The sequence below is a fragment of the Streptomyces sp. NPDC051064 genome (genome assembly GCF_044455985.1).
Lineage (GTDB): Bacteria > Actinomycetota > Actinomycetes > Streptomycetales > Streptomycetaceae > Streptomyces.
In genome coordinates this window covers 131,392-142,596 of record NZ_JBITFK010000013.1, presented here as the reverse complement: position 1 = coordinate 142,596, position 11,205 = coordinate 131,392, and the positions used below count along the sequence as shown (strand labels likewise).

10 protein-coding genes are annotated in these 11,205 nt (G+C 70.8%); 5 read left to right on the top strand and 5 right to left on the bottom strand.

What is annotated here, in order from left to right; genetic code table 11:
• The first annotated feature begins 394 nt into the window (after positions 1–394).
• The gene (locus ACIBCU_RS35485) at positions 395–844 is read left to right on the top strand and encodes a PTS glucose transporter subunit IIA (RefSeq protein WP_033304207.1); all 450 of its coding nucleotides are present in this window, start codon (positions 395–397) and stop codon (positions 842–844) included.
• Positions 845–920: 76 nt separating this feature from the next.
• Positions 921–2,591 carry a phosphoenolpyruvate--protein phosphotransferase gene (gene ptsP / locus ACIBCU_RS35480; protein ID WP_104790511.1) on the top strand — a complete coding sequence of 557 codons (1,671 nt, stop codon included), beginning with the start codon at positions 921–923 and terminating at the stop codon, positions 2,589–2,591.
• Between the two features lie 76 nt (positions 2,592–2,667).
• Here the strand turns inward: ptsP and ACIBCU_RS35475 are convergent, their stop codons facing one another.
• On the bottom strand, positions 2,668–3,582 hold the full coding sequence (locus ACIBCU_RS35475; RefSeq protein WP_399236599.1) for a hypothetical protein: 915 nt from the start codon (positions 3,580–3,582) through the stop codon (positions 2,668–2,670).
• Between the two features lie 79 nt (positions 3,583–3,661).
• The gene (locus tag ACIBCU_RS35470; RefSeq protein WP_399236597.1) at positions 3,662–5,647 is read right to left on the bottom strand and encodes an acetoacetate--CoA ligase; all 1,986 of its coding nucleotides are present in this window, start codon (positions 5,645–5,647) and stop codon (positions 3,662–3,664) included.
• 221 nt (positions 5,648–5,868) lie between these two features.
• Between ACIBCU_RS35470 and ACIBCU_RS35465 the strand changes: the two genes are divergently transcribed.
• Positions 5,869–8,232 (top strand): glycoside hydrolase family 31 protein, encoded by a 2,364-nt coding sequence (locus ACIBCU_RS35465; protein ID WP_399236596.1) that lies wholly within the window; start codon positions 5,869–5,871, stop codon positions 8,230–8,232.
• Here ACIBCU_RS35465 and ACIBCU_RS35460 read toward each other — a convergent pair.
• Complete coding sequence (locus tag ACIBCU_RS35460; protein ID WP_399236594.1) at positions 8,223–8,720, bottom strand: NUDIX domain-containing protein; 498 nt, start codon at positions 8,718–8,720, stop codon at positions 8,223–8,225. The two genes, ACIBCU_RS35465 and ACIBCU_RS35460, sit on opposite strands and share 10 nt — an antisense overlap.
• Positions 8,721–8,781: 61 nt before the next feature.
• Here ACIBCU_RS35460 and ACIBCU_RS35455 point away from each other — a divergent pair, with 61 nt between their 5' ends.
• Positions 8,782–9,588, top strand: coding sequence for a M15 family metallopeptidase (locus ACIBCU_RS35455; RefSeq protein ID WP_399236592.1), 807 nt, complete (start codon positions 8,782–8,784; stop codon positions 9,586–9,588).
• Between the two features lie 117 nt (positions 9,589–9,705).
• Positions 9,706–10,053, top strand: coding sequence for an Mpo1-like protein (locus ACIBCU_RS35450; RefSeq protein WP_399236590.1), 348 nt, complete (start codon positions 9,706–9,708; stop codon positions 10,051–10,053).
• 128 nt (positions 10,054–10,181) lie between these two features.
• Here the strand turns inward: ACIBCU_RS35450 and ACIBCU_RS35445 are convergent, their stop codons facing one another.
• Positions 10,182–10,787 carry an ATP/GTP-binding protein gene (locus ACIBCU_RS35445; RefSeq protein ID WP_362937982.1) on the bottom strand — a complete coding sequence of 202 codons (606 nt, stop codon included), beginning with the start codon at positions 10,785–10,787 and terminating at the stop codon, positions 10,182–10,184.
• Complete coding sequence (locus ACIBCU_RS35440; RefSeq protein ID WP_362937979.1) at positions 10,768–11,205, bottom strand: DUF742 domain-containing protein; 438 nt, start codon at positions 11,203–11,205, stop codon at positions 10,768–10,770. The genes ACIBCU_RS35445 and ACIBCU_RS35440 overlap by 20 nt, the downstream gene beginning before the upstream one ends.

Genomic DNA, 11,205 nt, shown 5'->3' with positions numbered 1-11,205 from the left:
TCGTGTCCGATTCCCGGCCGAAGCGGGTTCCTGCTCAATCGCTTTCCAGTTCTTCGCTTTCGCGTTTCCCTTTCCGGCGAGTCCGACTCTATCAGGCCTTTTTCGTTCCTTTGACCGGGGTCTCGCGAGCATGCGAGAGCACAATCAGAGTTAGAGTCTGGGCTTGGGAGTCGCTGTCCGCCCCCGACTCGAAGTCGCGTGGGGGCCAGGCAGGGATACGACAGTACAGGCCGCCGTGAGGCGAGGCAAATCGTTTCCGGTGCACCTCTAGGTCGGCCAACCGGTAGCTCTCGGGCGGAACCGGGACTTCATATGACTTACGCTGCTGACCAGTAAGCCGCCCTCCTTCAGTCGTGGCGGTGACATCCGGATCCCCACCTCTGGGAGGCTCTCCATGACCACAGTGACGTCCCCTCTTGCCGGCCGCGCCATCGGACTCACCGCGGTTCCCGACCCCGTGTTCTCCGGAGCGATGGTGGGTCCCGGTACGGCCATCGACCCCGTGCGCGAGCCTTCCGAGGCCGTCTCGCCGGTCGACGGAATCGTCGTCTCCCTCCACCCGCATGCCTTTGTCGTCGTCGACGACCAGGGCCACGGGGTGCTGACCCACCTCGGGATCGACACCGTGCAGCTCAACGGCGAGGGCTTCGAGCTCCTCGTGAACAAGGGGGACACGGTCACCCGCGGTCAGGGCATCGTCCGCTGGGACCCGGCAGGCGTCGAGGCCGCCGGCAAGTCGGCGATCTGCCCGGTCGTGGCCCTGGAGGCCACCGCCGAGTCCCTCTCCGACGTGCGTGAGGACGGCGACGTGAAGGTCGGCGAGACTCTCTTCGGCTGGCAGTGACACCCTCGGCTCAGTAATCAGCCAGTTGGGAATCCACCGCGGTGGCACGGCCACCGCACAATCGGAGACGGGTGAAATGGAGACAACGCTGCGAGGCGTCGGCGTGAGTCACGGTGTGGCGATCGGCGAGGTTCGGCACATGGGTACGGCGGTGCTCGAGCCGCCGGCCAAACAGATTCCCGCGGACGAGGCCGAGCGCGAGCAGGGGCGTGCCCGCCAGGCCGTCGAGGCCGTGGCGGCCGACCTGATCGCGCGCGGCAATCTGGCGGGCGGCGAGGCACAGCACGTGCTCGAGGCCCAGGCCATGATGGCGCAGGATCCCGAGCTCATCGCCGATGTCGAGCGTCGTATCGCTGTCGGGAGCACCGCCGAGCGTGGCGTGTACGACGCGTTCGCCGCGTACCGGGCGCTGCTGGCCAACGCCGGGGAGTACCTGGCGGGGCGCGTCGCCGACCTCGACGACGTACGGAACCGGATCGTGGCGCGGCTGCTCGGTGTGCCGATGCCGGGTGTGCCCGACAGCGATGAGCCGTACGTGCTGATCGCGCGTGACCTGGCTCCCGCCGACACGGCTCTGCTCGACCCCACGCTGGTGCTCGGCTTCGTGACGGAGGAGGGCGGGCCGACCAGCCACAGCGCCATTCTCGCGCGGGCGCTCGGTGTGCCTGCCGTCGTGGCTCTCCCCGGAGCGGGTGAGATCGCCGAGGGCACGGTCGTCGCCGTGGACGGCAGCACCGGTGAGATCTTCGTCGAGCCCAGCCAGGAGAAGCGCGCCGAGATGGAGAGCGCCTCGGCGGCCCGCAAGGCGGCGCTGTCGGCGGTGACCGGTCCCGGTGCCACCTCCGACGGTCACAAGGTGCCGCTGCTTGCCAATGTCGGCGGCCCCGGGGATGTTCCTGCGGCACTGGAAGCCGGTGCCGAAGGCGTCGGACTGTTCCGTACGGAGTTCCTCTTCCTGGACGACAGCAAGCAGGCGCCGTCCGAGGAGAAGCAGATCGCGGCGTACCGCGCGGTGCTGGAGGCGTTCCCCGAGGGGCGTGTCGTGGTGCGGGTGCTCGACGCCGGTGCCGACAAGCCGCTGGACTTCCTGACGCCGGCCGACGAGCCGAACCCCGCGCTGGGTGTGCGTGGGCTGCGCAGTCTGCTGGACCACCCGGATGTGCTGCGGACCCAGTTGACGGCGCTGTCCCGGGCAGCCGAGGGGCTGCCGGTGTACCTCGAGGTCATGGCCCCGATGGTGGCCGACCGTGCCGACGCGAAGGCTTTCGCCGACGCGTGCCGCGAGGCGGGACTGCAGGCGAAGTTCGGGGCGATGGTGGAGATTCCGTCCGCCGCGCTCAGGGCCCGCTCGATCCTTCAGGAGGTGGAGTTCCTCTCGCTGGGTACCAACGACCTGGCGCAGTACACCTTCGCGGCCGACCGGCAGGTAGGAGCCGTGTCGCGGCTTCAGGACCCGTGGCAGCCCGCGCTGCTCGACCTGGTCGCGCTCTCGGCCGAGGCCGCCAGGGCCGAGGGCAAGAGCTGCGGCGTCTGTGGTGAGGCCGCTTCGGATCCGCTGCTGGCGTGTGTGCTGACCGGTCTGGGGGTCACCTCCCTGTCGATGGGTGCCGCGTCCATTCCCTACGTGCGGGCGACGCTGGCGAAGCACACGCTCGCGCAGTGCGAGCGTGCCGCCTCCGCCGCGCGTGCGGCGGACTCCGCCGACGACGCACGGCGTGCGGCGCAGGCGGTGCTGTCGGGCGAGTGATGCCGCCCGCCGCGCGCGGTCGGATGTGAAGGGGTTCCCGCCGGTTCCGGCGGGAACCCCTTCTGTCTGTCATCTGTCAGCGGTGGACCTCCGGTTCGTCGGCACCGAGGTCGAAGCCCGCGCAGTACTCGACGCCGGATTCCGGCGGCACGGGTTCGCCGGTGTCGGCGTCCGTGCAGTAGGCGCTGAAGACCTCGCCCGCCGTGAGCGGGAGGAGGCTGCCCCGGTTCAGACGCCAGCCGTGCACCCGGTCCGGCGCGTCGGGGGCCGTGGTGCGCAGTACGACTCCGCCCTGGGTCTCGAGCGCTACCCCCGCGGCGAGCACGGTGGCGAACTCCGCCCCTTCCGACGATGCGAGGCGGGCGGGTCCGTCCATGTCGCGGGCGGTGTGGAGGACGGCGAGGAGCTGTTCGTTCTCCATGGGCATGCTGCAGACGATGTGATGGGTGCCCGGCCCCGCCGTGTCCAGCAGGCGCATCAGCAGGTGGGACGCCCGGTCGAAGGCGGCCCGCCCGATGTCCTGACCGCAGTCCGCGCAGTCGCCGAAGCCTGCCAGCAGCATCGTGGCGTACTCCCATGTCGCGCGCCGGACCGCTTGTGAGACGAGCAGCGGGATCAGCGTGTCGATGGGCTGGCCGGTGTAGGCCACGGTGGCGCCGGCCGAGGCCACCTCCGCGACGAAGCGGCTCCGGCTTGTGCGTTCGTCGGGTTCCAGGCCGGACTCGGCGCAGAACTCCGCGTAGTCCTCCGGGTCGAAGAGGGCGACGGTGGTGTGCATTCCCTGCGCGGCGAGCGTTCGCAGCAGGCCTTCGACCTGCTGCAGGTAGACCGCGTGGTCCTCGAAGGTGAAGCTCCGGTAGTGGCGCATGGCCGCGAAGTCATCGGCGTCGACCAGGAGGCCGACGGTGCTCGGTGCTTCGCGGCGCAGTGCGCGTCGCATGGATGTTCCGGCACGCTGCCGGCTGCGTGCGGTCCGCTTGATGTGCGCCATGAGTCCCCCTGTGCGCTGTCGATCGATGCTCACTCAGCGTAATCAGGGGGACTGACAACGGTCTGTCCGGCGGCTGGGTTCAGTGGCGGTCGCGGGCGAGTTCCTCGTAGAAGCGGAGGAGTTCGAGGTTGTCGACGGAGCCCGGGTTGACCGCCTTGGAAAGGGCTGTGCCCTGGAGGAGGCGCTTGACCGGAACCTCGATGCGCTTGCCGGTGAGCGTGTGCGGGATGCCGGGAACCTCGATGACCTCGTCCGGTACATGGCGGGGTGAGAGGTCCTCGCGGATGGTCCGCTTGATGCTGTCGCGGAGTTCGTCGTCGAGCGTGGCGCCCTCGGCGAGGTGGACGAACAGGGGCATCCAGTAGCCGCCGTCCGGCTCTTCCAGGCCGATGACGAGGGACTCGCGGATCTCGGGGAGCCGCTCGACCGCCTCGTAGATGTCGGCAGACCCCATGCGGACTCCCTGCCTGTTGAGGGTGGAGTCGGAGCGGCCGTGGATGATGACCGAGCCGCGGTCGGTGAGGGTGATCCAGTCTCCGTGGCGCCAGACGCCGGGGTACATGTCGAAGTAGCTGTCGTGGTAGCGGCGGCCGTCGGGGTCGTTCCAGAAGCGGACCGGCATGGAGGGCATGGGCGCGGTCACGACGAGTTCGCCTACCTCGCCGGTGAGCGGCTTGCCCGAGGGGTCCCAGGACTGGAGATCGGTGCCCAGACAGGGGGCCTGCAGCTCGCCGATGTGGACCGGCAGGGTGGGTACCGCGCCCGCGAAGCAGCTGCAGACGTCCGTCCCGCCGCTGACGGAGGCGATCCACAGGTCGGCGCCGGTGTGGGTGAACTCGTCGTGGAGCCAGCGGAAGCCGTCGGGCGGGAGCGGGGAGCCGGTGGTGGCGACGCACTGGACACGGCTGAGGTCGTGGTCGCGGCCCGGGTGGACGTCCGCCTTCCGGCAGGCCATGACGTAGGCGGCCGACGTGCCGAAGAGGGTCGCGCCGGTCAGTTCGGCGACACGCCACTGGGCCTGGACGTCCGGATAGCCGGGGCTGCCGTCGTAGAGGACCAGGGTGGTGCCGGTGAGCAGGCCGGAGACGAGGAAGTTCCACATCATCCAGCCGGTGGAGGTGTACCAGAAGAAGCGGTCGTCGGGGCCGAGGTCGCAGTGCAGCCCGATCTGCTTGAAGTGTTCGAGGAGGATCCCGCCCTGGGACTGGACGATGGCCTTCGGGAGTCCTGTCGTGCCGGAGGAGTACAGCACCCACAGCGGGTGCTCGAAGGGGACCTGCTCGAAGACCGGTTCGGTGTCGGAGGCGGTGAGCACCGACCATTCGAGGGTGCCTTCGGGCGTGTCCGTGCCGAGGAGCGGGATGTGGACGACCGCGCGCAGGGTGGGGAGTTCGCTGCGGAGCTCGGCGACGGTGCTCGTGCGGTCGTGCTCCTTGCCGCCGTAGCGGTAGCCGTCGACGGTGAACAGGACGACGGGTTCGACCTGCTGGAAGCGGTCCAGGACACTGCGGGCGCCGAAGTCGGGGGCGCAGGAGGTCCAGACCGCGCCGACGGCGGCGGTGGCGAGGAACGCGACGACCGCTTGGGGAATGTTGGGGAGGTATCCGCTGACCCTGTCGCCGGGGGTGACGCCAAGGGCGCGGAGTTCGGCGGCGAGTGAGGCGGTCTGACGCCGGAGTTCGGACCAGCTGATGGAGACCTGGGTCTGGGTCTCGTCGACGTACAGCAGGGCGGGGGTGTCCGCGCGGAGCGGGTCGTCGGCCGTGCGCAGGGCATGCTCGGCGTAGTTGAGGGTGGCGCCGGGGAACCACTGGGCGCCGGGCATGGTGCGGTCGCCGAGGACGGCGTCGTACGGGGTGGAGAAGCGCACGTCGAACCAGTCGGCGACGGCCTCCCAGAAGGTGTCGAGCTCGTCGACCGACCAGCGGTGCAGCGCCGCGTAGCCGCCGTCGGCGGGGGCTCCGTAGCGTCCGGCCGCCCATCGCTGGAAGCGGGTGACGGCCGCCGCCTCGACGCGCTCGGGCTCGGGCTGCCAGAGGGGGGCTTCGCCGGCTGCTGAGGTCATGGAGGCTCCCTGGCCTTTCGGGTGTACGCGGGGGTGTGCGTGCGTCGCGCGCACGGGCTGGGGTGTGCGCGTGGACGGCTGTTACGGACGATGCCATGTGATCGTCTTGCGCACCAGGGTCCCTCTGCCATGACCGCGTGTCCGGCTGTGTGGTGAAGCCACAGGTGAACGGAAGCTGAACGGAGCACGCTTCGGTCCGGGCGGATGGCAGGGTGGCCCGCATGGATGGTCGTGACCTGGTGCGCTCGGTGAAAATGGTCAGTTCTGTACAGGGAATGCGCACGGTTCGCTCGGCCTGGCGGCGCCGGCGTGCGGACGCGCGGGCACTGGCGGCGCGCGGTGCGGAGCGGGCACGGGTGCCCGGGCTTCTGATCGGTGCGGAGCCCGGGCCGGGCGGTGGAGTCGTGCGGTTCGCGCGTTCGCAGCTGCGGGTCAGGGTGGCGGTGGGCGGTGCGGTGTTCTGGTCCTGGGACGGCGCCGGGCCGCTGCCCTCGTACGCCCTGCCGGGAGACGGGCCGGAGGCCGATACGCGGGCCCGGCTGGAGCCGGACACGAACGGCGGCTGGCAGGTGGTGTCGGAGCGGCTGACGGTCGCCGTGTCACGGCACGGGGCGCTGGAGTTGCGTACGCCGGGCGGAGTGGTGCTGCGCCGGGAGCTGCCGCCGCGCTGGTGGGAGCCGGTGGAGGGGGGCCCGGGGCGGTGGGTGCAGCGGTCCGAGGTCCCGGCCGACGCCCGCTTCTTCGGACTGGGCGGCCGGGCCGGCGGTCCGAGGCTGAGGGAGGGGACGTACCGGCTGTGGAACACCGATCCGGGCGGTCGTTTCGGTCCGGGGGACGATCCGCTGTATCTGACGATGCCGGTGCAGGTGGTGGTCTCGGATGCGGGGACCCACCTGGCGTTCCACGACAACTCCTGGGCGGGCCGGGTGACACTCCGTGAGGGCGAGGAGGGCGCGGGGTCGGGACACGACCGGCCGGGCGCGTGCGAGGTGCGGATGGAGGGTGGCCCGCTCCGCTGCTGGGTGGTCGTGGGTACGCCGGCCAAGGTGCTGCGGAGCTGGACGGCGCTGACGGGGGCGCCCGCGTTGCCGCCGTCGTGGGCACTGGGTCCGCAGCACGCCCGCTGGGGGTTCGGCAGTGAGCAGGAGGTGCGGCGGGTCGTCGCGGGGTACCGGGAGCGGGGCCTGCCGTTGTCGGTGCTGCATCTCGACATCGACCACTACGACGCGCATCAGGTCTTCACGGTCGACCGGGAGCGGTTCCCCGGTCTCCCCCGGCTGGCGAAGGAGCTGCGCGAGGACGGCGTCAGGCTGGTCTCGATCGTCGATCCGGCGGTGCGGGCGTCGGCGGGCAACGCGGTGTTCGACAGCGGCCTGGAGGTCGGTGCGGAGGGCGCGTTCGTCCGGGACCCGCAGGGCCTTCCGGTGCTGGGTGAGGTGTGGCCGGGCGAGTGCGTCTATCCGGATTTCACCGATCCGCTGGTGCGCGAATGGTGGGGCGCGCTGTACGAGGAGCGGCTCGGCCAGGGGTTCGCCGGGGTGTGGCACGACATGAACGAACCGGTGTCGTTCTCGGCCTTCGGGGATCCGTCGCTCCCCCGTTCGTCCCGGCACTCGCTGGAGGGCCGGGGCGGTGACCACCGGGAGGCCCACAACGTGTACGCCCTGGCGATGGCGAGGGCCGGGTACGAGGCGCTGTGCCGGCTGCGCCCTGACGAGCGGCCGTTCCTGTTCTCCCGTTCGGGCTGGGCCGGGCTGCAGCGGTACGGCGGCACCTGGTCCGGTGATGTGGCGACGGGGTGGCCGGGGCTCCGGGCCTCGCTGGCCCTGGTGCTGGGGCTCGGGCTCTGCGGGGTCCCGTACTCGGGGCCCGACATCGGCGGGTTCGACGGGTCGCCGTCGCCCGAGCTGTATCTGCGCTGGTTCCAACTGGGCTCGTACATGCCGTTGTTCCGTACGCATGCGGCCATCGACGCGGGGCGCCGGGAGCCGTGGGAATTCGGGCCGGAGGTTCTCACGCACGCCAAGCGCGCGCTGGAGGAGCGGGAACGGATGCACCCCTACTTCGTGACGCTCTCCCAGCTTGCCCGGCTGACGGGTGCGCCGTATGTGCGGCCGCTGTGGTGGGGTGCCCCGGGGGACCGGGAGTTGCGGGACTGCGAGGACGCGTTCCTGCTGGGTGACGCGCTGCTGGTCGCGCCGGTGCTGGAGGAGGGCGCGGACCGCAGGCCGGTGCGGCTGCCGCGCGGGCGGTGGTACGACACGGCGACCGGGCAGGCGTACGAGGGCCCGGGCCAGGCGGTGGTGGACGCGCCGCTGTCCCGGATTCCGGTGCTGGCGAGGGCCGGAGCCGTGATCCCGGTGCGGGGCCCGGACGGCGCTCTCGAACTGGAGGTGTGGGCTCCGCCGGCCGGGCGTACCGGGGGCGGACTGGTCGTTCGGGACGCGGGCGACGGGTGGGCACGGTCCGAGGTCGAGCGCTACACGTCCCGCCTCAGAGCCGGCCGCGTGGTGGTCGAACGGGACGGTGAGGAGGCACCGGTGCCGTACCCGGTCCGCGTACGGGGGCTGCCGGCTCAGCCGTAGGCGCCGGCGAACCAGGAGCGTACGGCCTGGGTGTGCAGGGGGAAGGCGAGTTCGTCCGGGGTGTGCAGCACGTCGTATCCCGAGGTCTCGTCCGTCGGTGCGGAGGGCGGGAGTTCCCCGGCGGGGCGTGGCGGGAGCAGGCCGAAGAGCAGCAGGTGGCCGTCCGGGGAGCTCAGGGCGTCGGCGAGGCGTACGTCCGTCTCGTCGGCGCGGATGCCGGTCTCCTCACGCAGTTCGCGTACGACGGCGTGGCGCCAGTCCTCGGTGCGGTCGATGTAGCCGCCGGGCAGCGCGATCCGGCCAGGGTGCGGCGGGATGGTGCGGGTGATGACCACGAGGCCGGGGCCGTGCGGTCCGGTGACGGGCAGCAGAGCGACGGCTACGGGCAGTGGGTTGCGGTAGGCCGTACGACGGCAGACCGTACAGGTGCGGGGCCAGGCGTCGGTGGCGTACGGGGCCCCGCAGCTGCCGCAGTGGGAGTCCTTCACGGGGCGGACTGTATCCGATCACTCTTCTCTTGCGGCTCCGGAGCTGATAGACGGTGTGCCCATGACAGGAACTGCTCGTCTTTTCCGCGCCCTGGCCGTCGCCGGCGCCGCCCTGCTCGCCGTGACCGCCGCTTCCCCGGTGGCGGCGGCCAAGCCCGAACCCAAGGCTCCGCCGGAGTTCGTCGACCTACGCTCCGTCGATCCGACGATCATCACGGAGATGCGCTACACCACCGCGCACAACTTCATGGGAGAGCCGGTGGACGGCTACCGCCGGCCCGTCTGCATCCTGACCCGGCCGGCCGCCCGCGCGCTGCGCACCGCCCAGCGGAGCCTCCTGCGCCAGGGCTACTCGCTCAAGGTGTACGACTGTTACCGGCCGCAGCGTGCCGTGGACCACTTCGTCCGCTGGGCGAAGGATCTCGACGACCAGGCCATGAAGGCGGAGTTCTATCCGATGGTCGACAAGACACGGCTGTTCGAGGACGGTTACATCGCGGAGAAATCCGGTCACAGCCGGGGCAGCACGGTGGACCTCACCCTGGTGAAGCTGCCGGCACTGCCGACCAGGCCGTACGAGCCCGGCGAGGAGCTGGCCCCGTGCTACGCGCCGAAGGCCGAACGCTTCCCGGACAACTCGGTGGACATGGGGACGGGTTACGACTGTTTCGACACCCTGTCGCACACGGACGACCCGCGGGTGCAGGGAGCGCAGCGCGCCAACCGGCAGTTCCTCAAGGAGACGCTGACCGGCCTGGGGTTCGTGAATCTGGCGGAGGAGTGGTGGCACTTCACCTACAAGCCGGAGCTCTTCCCTGACACGTACTTCGACTTCCCGGTGGCCAGGCGCTCCGTGGCGGGTCACTGACGGGACAGGCGGAGAACGGGCGACCGGGACCACCCCCGTGGGCTCCGGCCGCCCGTTCTTGTTCTCGGACGCGGAACTGCCGTATCCGGTTGCCGGCGGAGCGATTACGGTGCCTTCATGTCACAGCAGACGTTCGGTTCGTATGAAGAGTTCTGGCCCTACTACGTCGCCATGCACTCCAGGGCGGCGACGCGATGGGTCCATCTGACCGGGACACTGACCGGTCTCGCGGTCACCGCGTACGGTCTGGCGCGCGGCCGAAAGCGCTACGCGCTGGCGTTGCCGCTCATCGGATACGGCACCGCGTGGCCGGCGCACTTCCTCATCGAGAAGAACAACCCGGCGACGTTCGGACACCCCGCGTGGTCGCTGCGCGGAGACGTGCAGATGATCCGGATGATGCTCGCAGGACGGGACGGGGAGCTGGCCGAGACCGCGGCCAAGTGGCTCGCCGAGAACCCGTGAGCTCGGCACGCGCGCAGGGTTGACGGGCCGTCACTCCGGGTGAAGACTCCTGTCACCGCCGCACCGTACGCGCGGTCCGTACCCCGGTCGGCGGGGGTACGGACCGCGTTACGTACGGTGTCCGGCCGTCAGGTCCTGGCGGGTTCCCGGAGCCGGTCGGCACGCACCATGGCGTGCTCCACGACCGCCACGAGCACATCCCGGACGGACGCCCGGTCACGTGCGTCGCAGAGCAGCACCGGCACCTCGGGGTCGAGGTCGAGTGCCGCCCGGACCGTCTCGGTGGGGAACTGCTCCGCGCCCTCGAAGAGGTTGACGGCGACGGTGAACGGAATTCCCCGGCGCTCGAAGTAGTCGACCGCCGCGAAGCAGTCCTCCAGCCTCCGGGTGTCCGCGAGGACCACGGCTCCGAGGGCGCCCTGGGCCAGCTCGTCCCAGAGGAACCAGAAGCGATCCTGCCCGGGGGTCCCGAACAGGTAGAGGACCAGGTCCTCGCGCAGGGTGATCCGGCCGAAGTCCATGGCCACCGTGGTGGTGCTCTTGCCTTCGACCCCCGCCACGTCGTCGACGGGACGGCCGGCCTCGCTCAGCCTCTCCTCCGTGCGCAGCGGTCTGATCTCGCTGACCGCTCCCACCAGGGTCGTCTTGCCCACACCGAAGCCGCCGGCCACCAGGATTTTCAGGGTGACGGGTTCGACGTGCCGCCTTTTGCGGCTAGAGCGCCCGAAGGCCATTGATCACCTCGCGAAGAAGGCTCTCGTCCGGCAGCTCGGCCGGCGGAACGGGACGGGTGACGTGCACCAGTTCATCCTCGACGAGGTCACCGACCAGGACACGGACCACCCCGACGGGGAGGTCCAGTCCGGAGGCGAGTTCGGCGATCGACTGGGGCATGTCGCTGCACAGTTCGACGATCTCCACGTGTTCCGGGGAGAGCGTCTGGTCCCGGCCGGGATCGTCGGCCGCCGGTTCGGGGATGACGATCGCGATCAGGTCGAGACGATGACGGGACGCGCTGCTGGTACGCCCCCGGGTCATCGCGTAGGGCCGGACCACCGGACCCGCTTCGGCGTCGTACCAGCGCGAGGAGCCCGCTTCTGCGGGCGCGGGCGGTGATCCGGGCGCGATGTCCCGGGCGGAGTCTGCGCTCAT